This window comes from Salinicola sp. MIT1003, assembly GCF_001858555.1.
In the GTDB taxonomy this organism is placed as follows: Bacteria; Pseudomonadota; Gammaproteobacteria; order Pseudomonadales; family Halomonadaceae; genus Salinicola; species Salinicola salarius.
This window is the reverse complement of sequence record NZ_MCAP01000003.1, coordinates 25,544-44,773: the sequence shown is the minus strand read 5'-3', so window position 1 is coordinate 44,773 and position 19,230 is coordinate 25,544. Positions and strand designations below refer to the sequence as shown.

Here is a 19,230-nt window from a genome sequence, read left to right as displayed (position 1 = left end):
ATCGACGACGGCCGTGGATCATCCGCTTCGTCGCTCGAGCGTGAGGGCAGGCAGCGTCGTCATGGCCTCTTCGACGGCGGCGACAACCGGAATGCTCGGCTCGGCGCCGGCCTGCTGGACGCATAGTGCCGATGCGGTCGTCGCCAGACGAAGGGCCTGCTCAATGCCGTCGCCCCGTTGTCTGGCCGCCATGAAATAGCCGATGAAGGTGTCGCCGGCAGCGGTCGTGTCGACGGCCTCCACGCGATGAGCGGTCAGCGTCACCCGCTCGTTGCGGTACTGATGGCAAACGCCCTCGCTACCCAGCGTCAGCACGATCTCGACGTCCGGCAGCCGTTTCGCCAATGCTGCCAGCAGGGTGTCGGCATCGGTGTTTTCGTCCTGCGCCACCAGCGCCGCCGCCTCGCCACGGTTGAGAAACAGGATCTGGCAGAGTTCCAGTGGCAGGTCGGTGACATCGGAGGAGAGCGGTGCGGGATTGAAGGCGATGGAAAGCCCCCGCTCCGCGGCGAGACGCAGCATCCGCTCGGCAGCGTTGCACTCGTTCTGCATCAGGATCCAGCCGCCGGATTCGGCGGCGTCGACAAGCGCGCCCAGACGACTCTCCTCGAAGCCGTGATTGGCGCCGGGGTAGAGGATGATCGCATTTTCGGCGTGGTCGTCGACCTGAATCAGCGCATGACCGCTGGCTCCGGCAACCAGTTCGACATCGCTCACCTCGACGCCTGCCTCGATGAGCGGGGCCAGCGCCCAGCGGTCGGCCTCGCCGAGGCGGCCCCAGTGGACGACGCGACCGCCGGCACGTGCCAGTGCCAACGACTGATTGGCGCCCTTGCCCCCCAGGACCTGATGCAGACTGGTGCTGGAAAGCGTCTCGCCGGGCCGAACCAGATGGGGAACCCGGTAGACGTGATCGATATTGATGGAGCCGAAGTTGTAGACCGCCGGTGTTTCGTGTGCCATTTCGTTGCTCCTCAAGCCAGCCAGTCGCGAAGATTGTCTGCCGTCAACTCGACGACGCGCTGACGCGCTTCCGGCGTGATCCAGGCATTGTGAGGGGTCACGATGAGATTGAGCGGCTCGGCGAGCGCGTCGAGCAGCGCATGCCCCTCGCGCGGCGGCTCGCTGGGCAGGCTGTCGACGGCCAGGCCGCCAAGACGTCGATCCCGCAGGGCGGCCAGGGCGGCAGCTTCATCGATGATACCGCCGCGAGCGCAGTTGATCAGCAGCGCATCGGGCTTCATGGCGGCCAGCGCGTCGCTGCCGATGAGGCCGCGCGTCTCGTCGGTCAGCGGGCAGTGCAGGCTGAGAACATCGGCGGTGTCGAGCAGCGAGGCAAGCGCCGGGCGGGAATCGTTGGCCTCGTTGCCGGGGCGGGCGCTGAACGTGACCCCCATGCCGAACGCTTCGCCCAGCCTGGCCACGGCGGTGCCGAGCACGCCGCTGCCGACGATGACGAGATGCTTGCCGGCGAGCTGCAGCGTACGCTGATCCAGCAGGCAGAAAATGTCGCTACGCTGCCAGGCGCCGGCCTTGACCTCGTTCTGATAAAGCGGGAGCCGTGCAGCCAGCGCCAGCATCAACATCAGAGTATGCTGCGCAACGCTCGCCGTGCCGTAGGCAGAGACATTGCGCACGACGATTCCCCGTCGCTCGGCGGCTGCCATGTCGATATTGTTGGTGCCGGTCGCAAGTACGCAGATCAGCTTCAGCTCCGGCAGCGCATCGATCAGTTCGGCATCGATGACGACCTTGTTGGTCAGGGCGATCGTGGCACCGGTCAGGCGCTCCCGCGTCTGCTCGGGCGAGGTGAGCTGATGAACGTCGAGATTCTCGACGAGGGCGCGAATCGGGGTGAGATCGACATCGTCACCCAGTGAGGCGGCATCCAGGAGAACGGCTTTCATGCTTCCTTTTCCTTGTCTCTTTCCTGTCTCGAATCGTATGGCATGGCCATCGCTGGCGTGCGAACGACGACATTGGCGTTATCAGCCGGTAATATTGCCCGCGACCGGCTGCTGCGCGCTATACTATGCGGCTTTCGAACGCGGCTTGGAAAGCGCGACGCCAGGTGCCGCCTCGGTCGCCTTCGAGATCGACCGAAAAACGTGCTTGAAAAGGCGGAAGCAGCCCTGATCTTCAAGAGCGATTTGAAACGCAGTGCCTCCACCGGTCGTGGTGGAGGGCAACGCGCAGAGGCCCCGGTGACGGGGCGCGTCGATAGCAGGACGGTGCCGAAGCATGAAGCGGCGCTATCCCGTATAGAGTGATGAAACCATGCCCATCTACGAATATGAGTGCAAGGCCTGCGGCCATCGCCTGGAAAAACTCCAGAAGCTCAGCGCGGCGCCGCTGACCGACTGTCCGGCCTGCGAGCGGTCGGAACTGTCCCGCCTGGTGTCGGCAGCCGGATTCCGGCTGGCTGGGGGCGGCTGGTACGAAACCGATTTCAAATCGGGCAGCAAGAAGAATCTCGTGGGCGATAGCGCCAGCCCCGCACCGGCAGGCGATAGCGGCAGCAAGTCGAGCGGCGACAGCAAAGCCTCAGCCTGAGTTACAGTCTTTACCAATCTAGGATCCAGCATGCGCAGTCATTATTGCGGCCAATTGAACGAATCATTGATCGATCACGAAGTCACGCTATGCGGGTGGGTGCATCGCCGCCGCGACCATGGCGGTGTCATTTTCCTCGATATGCGCGATCGAGACGGTGTCGCTCAGGTGGTGGTGGATCCCGATACCGCAGAAGCGTTCGCCAATGCCGACCGCGCGCGTAGCGAATACGTGCTGCGTATCGTCGGCCGTATCCGGCTGCGCCCGGAAGGCACCCAGAACCCCAACATGCCCACCGGCATGATCGAAGTGCTGGCCAAGCAGGTCGATGTCCTGAACACCGCCGCCACGCCGCCTTTCCAGCTCGACGAGCATGGCAAGGTGGGCGAGGAAGTCCGGCTCAAGTATCGCTACATCGATCTGCGCCGTCCGGAGATGATCGAGAAGCTGCGCCTGCGTTCGCGGATCACCCACAGCGTGCGGGCCTATCTCGAGGAGCAGGGCTTTCTCGATATCGAGACGCCGATCCTCACCCGCGCCACGCCGGAAGGCGCGCGCGACTACCTGGTGCCGAGCCGGACTCACAACGGTCACTTCTTCGCACTACCGCAGTCTCCGCAGCTGTTCAAGCAGCTGCTGATGGTGTCCGGTTTCGACCGCTACTATCAGATCGCCAAGTGCTTCCGCGACGAAGACCTGCGTGCGGATCGTCAGCCCGAGTTCACCCAGATCGATATCGAAGCATCGTTCATCGACGAGCAGGAGATCATGGGCACCACCGAGCAGATGGTGCGCCAGCTGTTCCAGGAAGTGCTGGACGTCGCGTTGCCGACGTTCCCGCGCATGCCCTACAGCGAAGCGATGCAGCGCTATGGCTCCGACAAGCCGGATCTGCGCATTCCGCTGGAACTGGTGGATGTCGACGACCTGATGCAGTCGGTGGACTTCAAGGTCTTCTCCGGCCCGGCGAAAGCGGAAGATGGCCGCGTGGCCGCGCTCAAGGTCAGCGGCGGCGCCAAGCTGTCGCGCAAGGAGATCGACGACTACACCAAGTTCGTCGGTATCTACGGGGCCAAGGGGCTGGCCTGGATCAAGGTCAACGAGCGCGCCAAGGGGCTCGAGGGTCTGCAGTCGCCGATCGTCAAGTTCATGGAAGGCATCGTCGAACAGCTGCTGGATCGTGTCGGGGCGGAAGATGGCGACATCATCTTCTTCGGCGCGGACAAGGCGCGCATCGTCAACGAGGCAATCGGCGCGCTGCGCGTCAAGCTGGGCGAAGATCTCGATCTCTACACCTCCAAGTGGGCGCCGCTGTGGGTCGTCGATTTTCCGATGTTCGAAGCGGACGATAACGGCCGTCTTTCGGCGCTGCATCATCCGTTCACTGCGCCATCGTGCTCGCCGGAAGAACTGCAGGCCTCGCCGGCCACGGCGCTATCGCGCGCCTACGATATGGTGCTGAACGGCACCGAGCTGGGGGGCGGGTCGATTCGTATCCACGACCAGGCCATGCAGCGTGCGGTCTTCGAAGTGCTCGGCATCGGCAAGGAAGAAGCCGAGGAGAAGTTCGGCTTCTTGCTCGACGCGCTGCAGTTTGGTGCGCCGCCTCACGGTGGCCTGGCCTTCGGTCTCGACCGTCTGGTGATGCTGATGACCGGCTCGCGCACCATCCGCGATGTCATCGCCTTCCCCAAGACGCAGAGCGCCGCCGACCTGATGACCGACGCCCCCAGTGAAGTCAGCAGCCAGCAGCTCCGCGAACTGCATATTCGCCTGCGCCAGAAGGCGAAGCCGGACAGCACCGGCGAATAACCAGTCTGGTGGATACAGATGTCGGCGCCCCCAGGGGCGCCGGCGTCGTTTCGAGGGGCATTGCCGGGTGCGCGTTCTATCCTGACATGCCCGACAATGTATTCATCAGTGCCGATCGGAGCGGTTCATCGGTAACGGCAGAAGACGTTCACCGATATCGATTGGAGAGAAGCATGGCGATGACGATTTCCGGCCGAAGGGTCGAGGAGTTCAGTACTTGATTCTGCTGGGTATCGACCCCGGTTCACGGGTAACCGGCTATGGCGTCATCAATGTTGCCGCCAGGCCACGCTATGTCGCCAGCGGCTGCATTCGCATCGAGGGCGAGGATCTCGCCCAGAAGCTGGCGCGGGTCTATGCCGGCGTCAGCGAGTTGATCGGCCTCTACCGGCCGGCGGAGTTCGCTATCGAGCGTGTGTTCATGGCCAAGAACGCGGACTCCGCACTCAAGCTGGGCCAGGCCCGCGGCAGTGCCATCGTCTGCGCCGCCAATCATGGCCTCCCGGTGCATGAATATGCCGCGCGTCAGGTCAAGCAGGCCGTCACGGGCAATGGCGGCGCCGAGAAAGCCCAGGTCCAGCATATGGTGATGGCGCTGTTGTCTCTCGACGCGCTCCCGCCGGCCGATGCAGCCGACGCGCTGGCCATCGCGTTGACCCACGGCTATGCCCGCCAGGGATTGCTGGCAGTGTCTCCCCAGCGTCGAGGAAAGACGTCGCGAGGCGGGCGGTGGCGGGACTTCAGGCCCGGTGATTAGGGGGCATGGAGGTAGCTGGAGAGTTGAATCGGGGTAGCTAGTCAGTTGAATCGGTGATGCGTATAGTGGACGCCGTCATAGTAAGGATACGGATGGCATGATTGGACGTTTGCACGGCACGCTGCTGGAGAAACATCCCCCCTGGATCGTCATCGATGTACACGGTGTCGGTTATGAGCTTGAAACCTCGATGACCACACTGGTCTCGATGCCCGGCGTGGGGGAAGAGGTGCGACTCTACACGCATCTCAGCGTGCGGGAAGACGCCCACCTGCTCTATGGTTTCGCCCGCGACGAAGAGCGACAGCTGTTCCGGGCGCTGATCAAGGTCAATGGAGTCGGTCCCAAGCTGGCACTGGCCATCCTGTCGGGGATGGATACCGACGCCTTCATCCACTGCGTGATGGAAGGCGACAGCAAGGCATTGACCAAGTTGCCCGGCGTCGGCAAGAAGACGGCTGACCGGCTGATCGTCGAAATGCGCGATCGTTTCCCGCACTGGCAGGAAGGTCAGGCGTCGCTGCTCGATGGCAGTACAGCGGCAAAGCCTTCGTCCGATCCGTTAGCGGATGCCGAAGCTGCACTGGTCACGCTGGGCTACAAACCCACGGAAGCGTCCCGCATGCTTTCCGGCCTGGACAAGACCCTCCCGACCGAAGCGCTGATCAAAACGGCGCTGTCACGCCAGCTGGCTGGATAACGCACCCATGATTGAACCCGACCGTCTGATCGCGGCACCACCGCAGCAGGGCGAGCAGCAGGTTGACCATGCGATTCGGCCGCGCCGACTCGACGACTACATCGGTCAACCGCGAGTGCGTGAGCAGCTCGATATCTTCATCTCCGCCGCGCGCCAGCGGGGCGACAGTCTCGATCACACCCTGGTTTTCGGACCGCCCGGGCTGGGCAAGACCACGCTCGCCAATATCATCGCCGCCGAAATGGATGTCGACATCAAGTCGACCTCCGGCCCGGTACTGGAGCGTGCCGGCGATCTGGCCGCCATGCTGACCAACCTGCAGCCGGGCGATGTACTTTTCATCGACGAGATCCACCGCCTCTCCGCGGCGGTGGAGGAAGTGCTCTATCCGGCGATGGAGGATTTCCAGCTCGACATCATGATCGGCGACGGCCCGGCCGCGAGATCGATCAAGCTCGATCTGCCGCGCTTCACGCTGGTCGGGGCGACAACTCGCGCCGGGCTGCTGACCTCGCCGCTGCGCGATCGATTCGGCATCGTCCAGCGGCTCGAATTCTACGCTATCGACGAGTTGACCGAGATCGTCACGCGTTCGTCACGACTGCTGGGCGTGCCAGCGGATGTCGCCGGGGCCCGGGAGATTGCACGCCGCGCGCGCGGCACGCCGCGGATCGCCAACCGTCTGCTGCGGCGGGTGCGCGATTTCGCGGAGGTCAAGGGTGACGGCAAGGTCAGTGCTTCCGTCGCAGACCAGGCGCTGAACATGCTCAACGTCGATAGTCACGGGCTCGATCACATGGATCGCCGGCTGCTGCTGGCGATGATCGAGAAATTCGATGGCGGGCCGGTCGGTGTCGACAGTCTTGCGGCGGCCATCAGTGAAGAGCGCGACACGATCGAAGACGTCATCGAACCCTATCTGATCCAGCAAGGGTTCATGATGCGTACCGCCCGCGGCAGGATCGTGACTCGTTCCGCCTATACCCACTTTGGCATCGTCCCGCACGAGCATGCGCTGGGCGAGCCGGTATCACGAGTCGGGATATCGAGCGATGAGGGCGCCGGCAATGCGTGAATTCACTCTGCCGGTGAAAGTCTACATCGAGGATACCGACGCCGGCGGTATCGTGTACTACGTCAACTACTTGAAATTCATGGAACGTGCACGTAGTGAATGGCTCAATGCGCTAGGCTTCGGTCAGCGAGGACTGATCGAGCAGGGCGTGCAACTGGTCGTCCATTCGCTGAACTGTCGCTATGCACGTCCGGCCAGACTCGACGATCGACTGGAGGTAACAGCCAGCGTCGGTCGTGTTGCGGCCTGTTCGCTGCAATTCGAACAGGCCGTTCGGTACGACGGGGATACATTATGCGAAGCGACGGTCGATATTGCCTGTGTCGACGCGCAACGCCTGAAACCGATACGTTGGCCCAGCGAACTACGCTCGGTCCTGACGTCCGACATTCCAAGCCAGTGATTCGAGGATTTTCGTGAACGACTCCATGTCCATCCCCCATCTGATCATGAATGCCAGTCTGGTGGTCCAGCTGGTCATGCTCCTGCTGTTGGCGGCTTCCATCGCTTCCTGGGTCGTGATCTTCCAGCGCAGTTTCGCGCTGCGAAGAGCCAGAAAGGCGCAGAAGGCGTTCGACGAGCGATTCTGGTCAGGTGTCGATCTCAACGAACTCTACCGTGATGTCCCGGAGAACTACGAAGCGCAGGGCTCGGAGCATGTGTTCCGTGCCGGTTTTCGCGAGTTCAATCGCCTGATGCCCAAGACGCGCAGCAGCGAAGCCGTGCTCGACGGCGTCCAGCGCTCGCAGCGTGTGGCACTGTCACGCGAGGAAGATAGCCTCAACGCCAATCTGACACTGCTGGCGACCGTGGCATCGGCCAGCCCATACATCGGTCTGTTCGGCACGGTCTGGGGCATCATGGGTTCCTTCCAAAGCCTCTCCATGGCACAGCAGGCGACGCTCTCCACCGTCGCGCCCTGGATTGCCGAAGCGCTGGTCGCGACGGCCATGGGCCTCTTTGCAGCGATTCCGGCGGTGATCTTCTATAACCGTCTGTCGTCGATCGCCAGCCGCCTGCTTGGTGAATACGAAGATTTCGCCGAGGAGTTCCATTCGATCCTGCACCGTAACCTGCAAGGTCGCGGCGGCAATCAGGCGGCCTGAGGCGGAGGTTCGACATGGGTGGACCCTATAGCCGCCATCATCGGCGCAAGCCGATGGGCGAGATCAACGTCGTCCCGTTCATCGACGTCATGCTGGTACTGCTGGTGATCTTCATGATCACCGCGCCAATGCTGACCCAGGGGGTGCAGGTCGATCTGCCCCAGGTCACGTCGGAGCCGATCGACACCGAGGAGCAGGAACCGATCATCGTCTCCGTGGATAGCCAGGGCGAGTACTACATTTCGCTGGGCGAGCAGGACAAGCCGGTCACGTTGCAGACCGTCGGCGATCAGGTGGTGGCGATTCTCGAACGCAAGCCCAATACACCGGTCATGGTCAGAGGCGACAAGAATGCCTCGTATGGCCAGGTCGTGACGCTGATGAGTACGCTGCAGATGGCAGGTGTGGCGAATGTCGGATTGATTTCCGAGCCGCCGCAAGGCGAGTCGTCTTCGACTGGCAAAGGGTAAGGAGTCAGCATGGCGAAGCGAAACCGCCGTGTCGGTTACGGCTTGCCCGTCGTCCTGGCGATCGCCGTTCACGTGGTGGCGCTACTGATGACGATGCTGCGTCTGCCGGACAGCGAACCCACGCCAAGCTCTTCGTCTGTGGTGCAGGCGACACTGGTCAGTGACGTGACGGCGACGGATCAGGCCCAGTACGCTCAGGAAGCGCGCGCGCGTACTGCACAGCGTCAGGCCGAAGAGGCCGCCCAGGCGGCGGCAGAACAGGAGGCGCAGGAAGCGGCCCGGCAGGCAGCCGAGCAGCAGGCGCAGGAAGAAGCTCAGGCCGAGGAAGCCGAACGACAGGCGGCAGCGGCACAGGCCGAAGCCGCGGCCCAGCGTCGTCAGCAGGCAGCAGAGCAGGCAGCGGCCGAACGCGCTGAGGCGGAAAAGCAGCAACAGGCGGCCGAGGCGAAACGTCAGGCGGAAGCCAAGGCGAGAGCGGAGGCGGAGAAGCAGCGCCAGGCCGAGGAAAAGGCGAAGGCTGAAGCCAAGGCAAAAGCCGAGGCAGAGAAGAAACGCCAGGCCGAGGAAAAGGCGAAGGCCGAAGCCGAGGCAAAAGCCGAGGCGGAGAAGAAACGCCAGGCCGAGGAAAAGGCGAAGGCCGAAGCCAAGGCGAAAGCCGAGGCGGAGAAGAAGCGTCAGGCCGAGGAAAAGGCGAAAGCCGACGCCAAGGCCAAAGCCGAGGCGGAGAAGAAACGCCAGGCCGAGGAAAAGGCGAAGGCCGAAGCCAAGGTAAAAGCCGAGGCGGAAAGGAAAAAGGCTGCGGAAGCCGCCGCGAAGAAGGCTGCCGCCGAAGCGCTGAACAACTCGATTGCCAACGAGCAGGAGCGAATCGCCAATGCCCAGCAAGCTGCCCAGGCTTCGAACAGCTTCATCAACCTGGTCAAGCGCGCCGTCGAGGACCGATGGCACTTGCCGGCCAATGCGGACAGTGGCTTGGTAGCTCAGGTACGCGTGAGACTGGGGCCTTCGGGTGAGTTGCTGGCAGCCAGTATCACTCGCAGCAGCGGCAATCCCAGCTTCGATCGCTCGGCGACGCAAGCCGTGGAAGCCGCGGCGCCATTCCGTGAGCTACAGCAGCTCGATGCGGGGTTGCAACGGCGGTTCCGTGACTTCAATCTCAAATTCACCCCCGGGGATATACAGTGATGAAACGATGGATGTCTCAAGGATGGAAAGCCCTGGCCAGCGGTTGGCTGCTAGCGTTGACGGCATTGATTTGTCTGACGACTACGGCCCAGGCACAGAATCTGACCATCGAAATCACTCGCGGTAGCGATCAGGCAACGCCAATCGCTGTCGTGCCGTTCGAATTCAGTGGTCAAGGCGGGCTGCCGCAGGACGTGGCGCAAATCGTCAGCGACGATCTGGAGCATAGCGGCCAATTCTCGCCGTTGAGCCGCAGTTCTCTCGTTTCACTGCCCAGTAGCAGTCAAGACGTGTTCTACGACGACTGGAAGCGTGTCGACGCTCGCTATCTCGTGGTTGGCAAGATCGAGCCGCAGGGCGATCAATATCGCATCCAGTACGAGCTCATGGACGTTCTCGGCGGCAAGCGAATGCTGGGCGAAACGCTGACCTCGTCCGGCGGCAATCTGCGTGCCAGCGCGCATTACATCAGCGATCAGATCTTCGAAGCGATTACCGGTATTCGCGGCGCCTTCTCGACCCGGATTACCTACGTTTCGGCCAGCGGTGCAGGCGAAAACGCTCGCTATGCCCTGTATGTGGCCGATGCCGATGGCTACAACGCGCAGCAGATCCTCTCTTCCGATGATCCGATACTCTCGCCGGCCTGGTCACCGGACGGCCAGAAGATCGCTTACGTCTCTTTCGAATCCGGCAACTCGGCTATCTATGTCCAGAACGCTTCCACCGGCGAGCGCGTGCGGCTGACCTCGTTCCCCGGCATCAATGGCGCGCCGGCCTGGTCGCCGGACGGTCGCAAGCTGGCGATGTCGCTCTCCAAGGACGGCCAGCCCGAGATTTACGTGATGAACCTGGCAACGCGTCAGTTGACCCGGCTGACCAACAACTCCGCCATCGAGACGGAGCCGGACTGGACGCCGGACGGCCGATCCCTGATCTTTACTTCCGATCGTAGCGGTGCACCGCAGCTATATCGCATGTCGGCCAATGGCGGACAGGCGGAGCGGGTGACGTTCACCGGCAACTACAATTCCGACGGGCGCTTTTCACCCGACGGTAAAACTCTCTTCATGGTCACTCGTGACGACAGCGGTTATCACGTGGCGAAGCAGGACATGGACACCAATCGTGTCACGGTCTTGACTGATTCACAGTGGGACGAATCGCCCAGTGTCGCACCGAATGGCACCATGATAATCTTCGCTACCCAGCAAGGGGCGCAAGGTGTGTTGGGGGCAGTTTCTTCGGATGGACGCGCGTCCTTCCGGCTGCCTTCGACGCAGGGTGACGTACGCGAACCCGCGTGGTCGCCGTTTTTGAACTAAACGACTACAGTCATTGTGTCATTCGACATCCGAGCAAGGAGATGACAATGCAAATCAAGACCTACGCCAAGACGTTGGCAGTCGCGCTTTCACTCGCCGTAGTGGCTGGCTGTTCCAGCAGTGGCGGTACCCAGGAAGGGGACATGGATGGCACCTCTGGCAGCATGTCTGGCCAGGGTATGACCACCGGCCAAGGCACCTCGGGTTCCCAGATGGGCGCCGGTGAGCAGATGCCTAGCGTCGACACCATCTATTTCGCATTCGATAGCGAAGAAATTCGCCCTGAATTCGAATCCGTACTGCGCGGTCACGCTCAGTACATGATGGCCAACCCGAACACCAACGTGACTCTGCAGGGCTATGCCGACGAGCGTGGTACTCGCGAATACAACCTGGGTCTCGGCGAGCGCCGTGCACAGGCTGTCGAGCGTTACCTGACCGTTCAGGGCGTATCTCCGTCCCAGATCCAGATCGTCAGCTACGGTGAAGAGCGTCCGGCAGTTCAGGGCCACACCGAAGAAGCTTACGCCAAGAACCGTCGCGTCGTGTTCTCGTACTAAGTACCGGCGGAGAGAAGCATGAAACACGGTCTGAAAAGACTGTGCGGCGCGGGAGCCCTGGTGCTCCCGCTGTCCGTATGGGCTCAGCAACCAGTCGTCGATGATCTTACCGGTCAATCGAATGGCTTCTACAGTCAGACGGAAGCTCGCCAGAGCAGCGGGGGGACGCTGACGATTCTCAATCAGTTGCAGGACAATCAGCAGCAGATCCAGCAGCTTCGCGGTCAGGTCGAAGAACTGCGTTATCAGTTGGAACAGCTCAAGCGCCAGACCCAGCAACAGTACCTGGACCTCGATGATCGTATTTCCGGCGGGGGAATGGGGGCAGGCGTTAACGATACCGGCAGTGGTTCGAACGGCGCCGGTCTCGACGGCGGCAACGTCGACAGCGCTAGCGCAAACGATGTCGCGGGCAGTCCGGCGTCGGCAGATGATGGCGCGGCTGGTGCCGCAGCGGAGGATCGTTCATCCAGCCAGCCGAGCGCGAGCAGCGGTGGCGGAGACGGGCGCGAAGCCTACCAGTCAGCGTTTCAGCTGGTGCAGTCACGCCAGTTCGATTCGGCCATCGAGGCGTTCCAAGGCTTCATCAGAGATTATCCGCAGTCCAGCCTGCTGCCGAATGCGCATTACTGGCTGGGTGAGCTTTATTCAGCACAATCCCAGCTCGATCAGGCCGCCGATGCGTTCGGCACCGTCATCAGCGACTATCCGCAGAGCAACAAGATGCCGGATGCGCTATACAAGTTAGGCTTGCTGAAAGCGCGGCAGGGCGACACCGATGGCAGCCGTCAACTGCTCGAGCGCGTTCGCGGTGACTATCCTGACAGCAACGCTGCACAGATGGCGGGCGATTTTCTCAACCAGATGGGCGGCTGATCGAACCAGGCCACCTCGTTTCCGGTTCCGTGACTCAGGATATCCTTATGACGTGCCATATCGATTACCAGGCGCCTGACGGACTGCTCGAGGGGAAGATCGTGCTGATCTCCGGTGCCAGTGCCGGCATCGGTCGGGCCGCGGCCATGAGCTACGCGCGTCATGGGGCTACGGTCATTCTGCTGGGCCGCAGCGTCAGTCGTCTCGAAGGAGTTTACGACGCCATCGAGGCGATGGGCGCACCACAACCGGCCATATTTCCGCTCAACCTGGAAAGTGCGACCTCGCAGGATTATCGGGCGGTCGCGGCGAAGCTGGAAAAGGAGTTCGGCCGTCTCGATGGCCTGCTCCACAATGCGAGCATTCTCGGGGAGAGGGTAGCGGTCGAGGCCTACGACCCGGAACTCTGGGCGAAGGTGATGCAGGTCAACTTCACCGCCACGCTGGGCTTGACGCAAGTTCTGCTGCCGCTGCTGGAACGCTCCGCCAGCGCGTCCGTCATTTTCACGTCTTCCAGCGTGGGGCGGCGCGGACGCGCCAACTGGGGCGCCTATTCAACCTCGAAATTCGCCACCGAAGGATTGATGCAGATCCTCGCCGACGAGCATCAGGGCTCGGCCATCCGCTTCAACTCGCTCAATCCCGGCGCGACACGCACGGTCATGCGCCAATCGGCCTATCCGGATGAGGACCCTCGGGTGCTGCGCACGCCGGAAGAGATCATGCCGACCTACCTTTGGCTGATGGGGCCGGACAGCGAGTCAGTCAACGGTCAGGCTTTCGACGCCCAACCGCCGAAGACGTGAGGCGGGCAACGGGGTTCGCCGCTTTGCCTGGCTTCGCTCAGTCTTCCGCGAGTGACGCCAGGAGAGTCTCAGCAAGCGACCCCGAGGTGTCGAACCAACGCACCGCCGGCCAGTCATCGATATCTTCGTCGTCCGGAATATAGCCATAACGGACCGCCACCGCGGTCATGCCTGCGCGGTCGGCCGCTTCCATATCGCGCCGGTGATCTCCGACATACCAGCACTTTCCGGCATCGACGCCGAGCTGCCTGGCAGCGAACAGCAGGGGTTCGGGATCGGGTTTTCTGACCGGCAGGTCGTCGGCACACACGAGCACGCCCGGCTGCAGTCCGAGTGCCTCCACCAGCGGCTCGGCGTACAGCCTGGGCTTGTTGGTCACGATGCCCCAGCCGCGCTTCCCGGCTTCCCAGCGCTCGATGGCGGCTTCCAGCCCCGGGTAGACGCGGCTATTGTCGGCAACGACTTCCGCGTAACGCTCGAGCAGATATTGGCGGGCCACGGCATGCTCCGGGTGATCACTGGCGAGTTCGAGGGCAAGTGTCACCAGCGCGCTACCGCCGTTGGAAACCTGGGCGCGAATCACCTCGTAGGGCAACCGCGCCAGGCCATGATGTTCACGGAGGCGATTGGTGGCTTCGGCCAGGTCGGGTGCCGTATCGATCAAGGTGCCGTCGAGATCGAACAGCAGGGCTTGGGGCAAGACGCTCGATCTCATTTCTCGTTGCCGGTCCGCTCTTCTCCGGTCCACTCCGGGCGCACATGCACCATGTAGTTGACCGAGACATCATTGGCGGTCAGACGGTATCGCCGTGACACGGGATTGTAGGTCAGGCCGGTCTGATTCTTGAGCCGCAAACCATGTTGACGGCACCAGCTCGACAGCTCCGATGGACGGATGAACTTGCGATATTCATGCGTGCCGCGCGGCAGCAGGCCCAGCACGTATTCGGCGCCGAGGATCGCAAAGGCGTATGCCTTCGGGTTGCGGTTGATCGTCGAGAAGAACAGATGGCCACCGGGCTTGACCAGCCTGGCGCAGGCTTCGATGACCGAGCCTGGATCGGGCACGTGTTCGAGCATCTCGAGGCAGGTCACGACATCGAATTCCCCGGCATGCTCAGCCGCCATCGCCTCCACGCTGATATGACGGTAGTCGACTTCCACGCCGCTCTCCATCTGATGCAGTTTGGCGACCGACAGCGGCGCTTCCCCCAGGTCGATCCCGGTGACCCGAGCGCCACGCATGGCCATGGCTTCGCTGAGAATGCCGCCACCGCAGCCCACGTCGAGAACACGCTTTTCGGCCAGCGAAACGTGCGATTCGATGAAGCCAAGACGCAGCGGGTTGATATCGTGCAGAGGTTTGAATTCGCCCTCACGGTCCCACCAGCGACTGGCCAGCGCATCGAACTTGGCGATCTCGGCATGGTCCACGTTGCCATGGAGTGCGACGTTGTCGTGAAGCGCGGCGTTATCAGATGATGGTGTCATGAATAGGTTTTCCTTCCCTGGGATGTCGGCGCACCGTCGGATGGGTCGATCGACTGCTTCCGCGACTCGAAGCCGGTGTAGCGGTGCTTGGCTTTGCGATATTCTACTATGGACGGTAGCTTGGCTGGATGCCAAGTTAGCAAAAACAGCTGGTAAAAAAGCGGCACGATTTTGTCACCATTCTGCGACTGTGCTTTCGGCTTCTTGCCCGCTAAGCTAGCAGAAGGATCCGATATCGGGACGCCAACAAACCGCTGCTTCATACCCAGGAAGGGAAGGACCTCAAAAATGATTCGCAAGGCCGTACTGCCCGTCGCCGGATTCGGCACACGTTGTCTGCCCGCCTCCAAGGCGATTCCCAAGGAGATGATCACGATCGTCGACAAACCGGTGATCCAGTATGTCGTCTCCGAGGCGGTAAAGGCAGGCATCAAGGAAATCGTGCTGGTGACGCACTCTTCGAAGAGTGCCATCGAAAACCATTTCGACAAGCATTTCGAGCTCGAGACACAGCTGGAAGCCAAGGGCAAGGACGAACTCCTCGAAGAACTTCGCAACATCATTCCGGACGACGTCAATATCATCAGCGTGCGCCAACCCGAGGCGCTCGGTCTGGGTCATGCCATCCTCTGTGCACGCCCGGTCATTGGCAACGACCCGTTCGCGGTGCTGTTGCCGGATGTCGTCATCGACGATGACGGCATGGACAGCAACGATCTCACCGGCATGATCAAAGCCTACGATGAGACCGGCAAGGCCCAGATCATGGTCGAGACCGTACCGAAAGAATTGACCTACAAGTACGGTATCGTGGCGCTGGAAGGCGATGAGCCGGCTGCCGGCGAGAGCGCACCGTTGACGGGCATGGTCGAGAAGCCCAAGGTTGAAGAGGCACCGTCGACGCTGGCCGTGATCGGTCGTTATCTGCTGCCGGGCGAGATCTTCCCGATTCTGGCCGAAACGCCGCCCGGTGCGGGGAATGAAATCCAGTTGACCGATGCCATCGAGACGCTGCGCAAGAACAGCGGAGCGGCCGCCTATCGCATGCAAGGTCAGACCTACGATTGCGGCAGTCAGCTCGGTTATCTCGAGGCGACACTGGCGCTGGGGCGCAAGCACCCGACGCTGGGTGAAGGCTTCCGTCAATTGATCAAACAATACGCGGCCGAGGACTGAAGCGATGCGGGTGGTCGTACATGGTAGCGAACTGGCCGCGGCAACTGCCGCAGCCGCATTATGCTCGGTCGGGCATCAGGTTACCTGGATGCCGCATGCCGATTTCCCCTGGGAAAGTCTGGCCAATGCCGACTGGGTGATCAGCGAGCCGGGACTCAAGGATCAGATTCTGGCAGGCCAGAATTCCGGTCAATTGGTGATCGTCGAAGAAGTGCCCGCCGATACCGACGCGGACGTTCACTGGCTGGCCCTGTCGCCGGATCAGCGCGAAGCCGCCGAGAGTTACGTCAGGCAGGTGCCGGGGCGTCAGAGCACGCCCTTGGTCGTCGTCAACAATTCCACCTTCCCCGTAGGGCAGACAGAGAAGCTCGAGGCATTGCTGGGGCATTCCGGTCAAGTGGCCGTCGCGCTACCGGACCGTATCGAGGAAGGGCGCGCATGGGAGACGTTCACGCGCCCGGCGCACTGGTTGCTGGGCAGCGAGGAAGAGTGGGGCACCCAGCAGATTCGCGAACTGCTGCGCGCATTCAATCGGCGTCACGAAGTGTTCCAGTTGATGCCTCGTCGTGCCGCGGAACTGACCAAGCTCGCCATCAACGGCATGCTGGCCACGCGTATCAGCTTCATGAACGAGCTGGCCGGTCTGGCCGATTCGCTCGGGGTGGATGTCGAATATGTGCGCCAGGGGATGGGGGCCGATACGCGAATCGGTTTCGAATATCTCTACCCCGGTTGCGGTTTTGGTGGACCCAACTTCTCCCGCGACCTGATGCGTCTGGCCGATGTCCAGCACTCGACGGGGCGTGAGTCTCACTTGCTCGAGCATGTCCTCGACATCAACGAAAGCAAGAAAGAGACGCTGTTCCGCAAGCTCTGGAACCATTTCAAAGGCGAACTCGAAGGTCGTACCGTCACAATCTGGGGGGCGGCGTTCAAGCCGGGGACCGCTCGGATCGATCATGCGCCCGTGCTGACGCTGCTGGAAGCGTTGTGGGCGCAAGGTGTCACGGTCAAGGTACACGACCCGGCAGCGTTGCATGCGCTGGGCCAGCTTTATCCCGATCACCCGCAGCTGACGTTGTGCGAGGGCGACTTCTACAGCGCCTGCGAAGGCGCCGATGCCCTGATGCTGGTGACCGAGTGGAAGTGTTACTGGAACCCGGACTGGCGACGCCTGCTGCAGGCGCTCAACACGCCGCTGATCCTGGATGGCCGCAATATCTACGATCCGGCCTATGTCGCCTCGCGAGGCTTCGTCTACCGCGGTATCGGACGGCGGGCCTAGGGTCTTTTGACGTTTCATGCCCGGCCCTTCGGGTTGCGCGGCATTCAAACCCGCGCTGGCCAGCCCGGCCAGCGCTCATTCGGCCACTTCGCTATTGAGCTGCGCGTATTCCCAGTTTAAATGCGGCCATAGCGCATCGAAATACTCTCCTCTCCGACCTCGGTGGTCGATTCGATAGGCGTCTTCGGCCAGCGTGATCGCCAGTAACGGGATCGTTCCGATGGGGAATCGCCCCGGCGCCGATGTCGTCAGTTGCAACAGGTTCTCAGCATCGATCACCAGCCAGGACCACCCGGCCTCGCTGGCATCGATCTGGGCTCGCCACCGATATTGCAGCGCCCCCATGCCGCCAAAGGCGGCATCGATCCGCCGGGCCAGTGCGCCAGGCATTTCCACGCTACGCGCGCTCAGTCCATGCCAGAAGAACACCAGGTTCCAGGCTTCCTGGGCATGATGGCGCACGGTTCCGTCACCCGTGTTCGCCAGTGCGGCCAGGGAGAGATCGTCATCGGGCGACTGTCGCGCATTGAGGGCGTCGATGTGACGGCGATGATGATGGCTATAGAGCAGATCGACCTGGGCTCTGGACACTTCTGGCTCCAGCGAATGGCGCTCGAACGGAAGTGCGGGTAATTCGAATCGGGACACGAGGTAAGACATCGTACTCATCGACATGGTTGGAAGACGGTTGGCGGTAGACACAAGCCGGATCGGGCGAGGGCAGGTCGCGGGCATGCTACCGCGAACCCGGCCGAGATCCCAATTCGATGCCTATATCTTCACCGCGGCTGTTATCATGCGACCCTTGCGTTGCCAAGCCTAGGCTTCGTCACGGCTTTCACGTAACGTAATCCTTCGGCCGTTCGAGGCCGGCTTCCGACGCTGATTCCTCCGGCGTGATGACGCCGAAAGCAGGTGGCCGAGTAGGTGGCCGGCGAGACGATTTCCGGTATCCGCACCCGCGGAGGCCGAGATATCGCCCGTTTCATCAGTGACAGCATCACTATTGGCAAGGTATACGACGTCAATGCCATCACAATCCGACGAGTATCGCGCCCCCCCGACCATCGTGCCCGATCGCAGCGACATGACGACACCCCGAACGGGTGCGCGCCATTACCAGGGATCTCCCGGGCGACGCCCGCCCAAAGTGTGGCCATTATGGTGTTTCATTCTGCTATTGATCGCCGGGGCGGGGGCAGGAGGCTGGCAACTCTGGCAGAGGCTGCAGGCGCAGGATGCCCAGATCGCCAAGCTCAATCAGCGCCTGGATGCGACTGGTTCGACATTGGACGCTTCCGGGGAAAGTCTGCGTGCCGAGTTCGATCGCTTGCGCGATCAGTTCGAGGCGACCCGAGCGGCAGTAGGCAGTCTGGAAACCCGGGTAGCGAAGTCTCGAGAGGATGACCAGACCGCACAGCAACTCGAATCGCTCCAGCATACTGATCAGGAGCTGCGTGATTTGATCGCGACGCTGCAATCCTCGTTCACGGCGCTCGAAAGTACCGGCGAGGACGAACGCGGCGCGCTGTCGGCCAGGCTGACCACGCTCGAAGGCGGCCAACAGCAGCAGGATGAGCGTATCACGGCCGTGAACGACGCTCTGGATCGGCTGGAACAGACCGGCCAAGAGCGATCGGACCAGTTCGTCGCCTCGCTCGATACGCTGCGTCAGGATCAGCAGGCGCTCTCGAAGCAACTCGAAGAGATCGAGGGCTCGGATACTCAAGCCACGCTGACGGACCTGCAATCTACGCTGACGACGCTCGAGAAACGCGTCGATGCGCTCTCGCAGCAGGAGACACCGTCCACGGAAGAGTTGGAACAGATTCGCAGCTCGCTGACGGAACTTCGGCAGGGGCAAACCGCTCTCAATGCCAGTCTCGAATCCTTGCAGTCACGCGTCGATGATCTGCCCGCCGGGGTCAGCGCTTCTCAGATTCGCGAACTCAAAGAAAGACTGGGATCACTCGAGGCCAGTCGCGCCCAGCTGACGCGACGTGTCGCCTCGCTGATTACCAATGTCTCTGATCTACAGCGCGGCGGAGGTTGA

At 62.0% G+C, this 19,230-nt stretch carries 21 protein-coding genes; 16 read left to right on the top strand and 5 right to left on the bottom strand.

From position 1 onward, the window contains the following. Positions 1 to 18: 18 nt before the first annotated feature. Positions 19 to 963, bottom strand: a complete 945-nt coding sequence (locus tag BC443_RS01400; protein ID WP_071230056.1) for a ribokinase — start codon at positions 961 to 963, stop codon at positions 19 to 21. Positions 964 to 974: 11 nt separating this feature from the next. Further along, positions 975 to 1,907 carry a D-2-hydroxyacid dehydrogenase gene (locus tag BC443_RS01395; RefSeq protein ID WP_071230055.1) on the bottom strand — a complete coding sequence of 311 codons (933 nt, stop codon included), beginning with the start codon at positions 1,905 to 1,907 and terminating at the stop codon, positions 975 to 977. A 370-nt stretch (positions 1,908 to 2,277) separates the two neighbouring features. Between BC443_RS01395 and BC443_RS01390 the strand changes: the two genes are divergently transcribed. From BC443_RS01390 to BC443_RS01330, 13 genes are all read left to right on the top strand, one after another. Then, positions 2,278 to 2,553, top strand: a complete 276-nt coding sequence (locus tag BC443_RS01390) for a zinc ribbon domain-containing protein (RefSeq protein ID WP_071230054.1) — start codon at positions 2,278 to 2,280, stop codon at positions 2,551 to 2,553. A 30-nt stretch (positions 2,554 to 2,583) separates the two neighbouring features. Then, on the top strand, positions 2,584 to 4,365 hold the full coding sequence (aspS, locus tag BC443_RS01385; protein ID WP_071230053.1) for an aspartate--tRNA ligase: 1,782 nt from the start codon (positions 2,584 to 2,586) through the stop codon (positions 4,363 to 4,365). Between the two features lie 217 nt (positions 4,366 to 4,582). Further along, entirely contained in the window at positions 4,583 to 5,122 is a 540-nt protein-coding gene (gene ruvC / locus BC443_RS01380) for a crossover junction endodeoxyribonuclease RuvC (RefSeq protein ID WP_071230052.1), read from the top strand. Positions 5,123 to 5,219: 97 nt separating this feature from the next. Next, positions 5,220 to 5,822 carry a Holliday junction branch migration protein RuvA gene (gene ruvA, locus BC443_RS01375; RefSeq protein WP_071230051.1) on the top strand — a complete coding sequence of 201 codons (603 nt, stop codon included), beginning with the start codon at positions 5,220 to 5,222 and terminating at the stop codon, positions 5,820 to 5,822. Positions 5,823 to 5,829: 7 nt separating this feature from the next. Beyond that, complete coding sequence (gene ruvB / locus BC443_RS01370; protein WP_071230050.1) at positions 5,830 to 6,897, top strand: Holliday junction branch migration DNA helicase RuvB; 1,068 nt, start codon at positions 5,830 to 5,832, stop codon at positions 6,895 to 6,897. Then, positions 6,890 to 7,300 carry a tol-pal system-associated acyl-CoA thioesterase gene (gene ybgC, locus BC443_RS01365; protein ID WP_282097186.1) on the top strand — a complete coding sequence of 137 codons (411 nt, stop codon included), beginning with the start codon at positions 6,890 to 6,892 and terminating at the stop codon, positions 7,298 to 7,300. The genes ruvB and ybgC overlap by 8 nt, the downstream gene beginning before the upstream one ends. 13 nt (positions 7,301 to 7,313) lie before the next feature. Further along, entirely contained in the window at positions 7,314 to 8,003 is a 690-nt protein-coding gene (gene tolQ, locus BC443_RS01360; protein ID WP_071230048.1) for a protein TolQ, read from the top strand. Between the two features lie 14 nt (positions 8,004 to 8,017). Further along, the gene (tolR, locus tag BC443_RS01355) at positions 8,018 to 8,473 is read left to right on the top strand and encodes a protein TolR (RefSeq protein ID WP_071230047.1); all 456 of its coding nucleotides are present in this window, start codon (positions 8,018 to 8,020) and stop codon (positions 8,471 to 8,473) included. Positions 8,474 to 8,482: 9 nt separating this feature from the next. Then, positions 8,483 to 9,658: a cell envelope integrity protein TolA gene (tolA, locus tag BC443_RS01350; RefSeq protein WP_071230046.1), complete on the top strand. Its 1,176-nt coding sequence runs from the start codon at positions 8,483 to 8,485 to the stop codon at positions 9,656 to 9,658. Between the two features lie 11 nt (positions 9,659 to 9,669). Next, positions 9,670 to 10,983, top strand: a complete 1,314-nt coding sequence (gene tolB / locus BC443_RS01345) for a Tol-Pal system beta propeller repeat protein TolB (RefSeq protein ID WP_071230045.1) — start codon at positions 9,670 to 9,672, stop codon at positions 10,981 to 10,983. A 47-nt stretch (positions 10,984 to 11,030) separates the two neighbouring features. Then, entirely contained in the window at positions 11,031 to 11,543 is a 513-nt protein-coding gene (gene pal / locus BC443_RS01340) for a peptidoglycan-associated lipoprotein Pal (protein ID WP_071230044.1), read from the top strand. A gap of 18 nt (positions 11,544 to 11,561) precedes the next feature. Continuing rightward, on the top strand, positions 11,562 to 12,419 hold the full coding sequence (gene ybgF / locus BC443_RS01335; protein ID WP_071230043.1) for a tol-pal system protein YbgF: 858 nt from the start codon (positions 11,562 to 11,564) through the stop codon (positions 12,417 to 12,419). Positions 12,420 to 12,466: 47 nt separating this feature from the next. Beyond that, positions 12,467 to 13,225: a YciK family oxidoreductase gene (locus tag BC443_RS01330; protein ID WP_071230042.1), complete on the top strand. Its 759-nt coding sequence runs from the start codon at positions 12,467 to 12,469 to the stop codon at positions 13,223 to 13,225. A gap of 37 nt (positions 13,226 to 13,262) precedes the next feature. Here BC443_RS01330 and BC443_RS01325 read toward each other — a convergent pair whose 3' ends face one another. Continuing rightward, complete coding sequence (locus tag BC443_RS01325) at positions 13,263 to 13,940, bottom strand: HAD-IA family hydrolase (protein ID WP_071230041.1); 678 nt, start codon at positions 13,938 to 13,940, stop codon at positions 13,263 to 13,265. Beyond that, a complete protein-coding gene (gene ubiG, locus BC443_RS01320; protein ID WP_071230040.1) occupies positions 13,937 to 14,716 on the bottom strand; it encodes a bifunctional 2-polyprenyl-6-hydroxyphenol methylase/3-demethylubiquinol 3-O-methyltransferase UbiG in 780 nt (259 codons plus the stop codon). Before ubiG ends, BC443_RS01325 begins: the two co-directional genes overlap by 4 nt. A gap of 288 nt (positions 14,717 to 15,004) precedes the next feature. Between ubiG and galU the strand changes: the two genes are divergently transcribed. Together galU and BC443_RS01310 are read left to right on the top strand one after the other, a co-directional pair. After that, positions 15,005 to 15,892, top strand: a complete 888-nt coding sequence (galU, locus tag BC443_RS01315) for a UTP--glucose-1-phosphate uridylyltransferase GalU (protein ID WP_071230039.1) — start codon at positions 15,005 to 15,007, stop codon at positions 15,890 to 15,892. A gap of 4 nt (positions 15,893 to 15,896) precedes the next feature. Then, positions 15,897 to 17,177 carry a nucleotide sugar dehydrogenase gene (locus BC443_RS01310; RefSeq protein ID WP_071230038.1) on the top strand — a complete coding sequence of 427 codons (1,281 nt, stop codon included), beginning with the start codon at positions 15,897 to 15,899 and terminating at the stop codon, positions 17,175 to 17,177. A 75-nt stretch (positions 17,178 to 17,252) separates the two neighbouring features. On the opposite strand, the gene BC443_RS01305 is transcribed toward BC443_RS01310, so the two are convergent. Continuing rightward, complete coding sequence (locus BC443_RS01305; protein ID WP_071230037.1) at positions 17,253 to 17,837, bottom strand: Fe-Mn family superoxide dismutase; 585 nt, start codon at positions 17,835 to 17,837, stop codon at positions 17,253 to 17,255. A 367-nt stretch (positions 17,838 to 18,204) separates the two neighbouring features. Between BC443_RS01305 and BC443_RS01300 the strand changes: the two genes are divergently transcribed. Further along, a complete protein-coding gene (locus BC443_RS01300) occupies positions 18,205 to 19,230 on the top strand; it encodes a hypothetical protein (RefSeq protein WP_139284222.1) in 1,026 nt (341 codons plus the stop codon).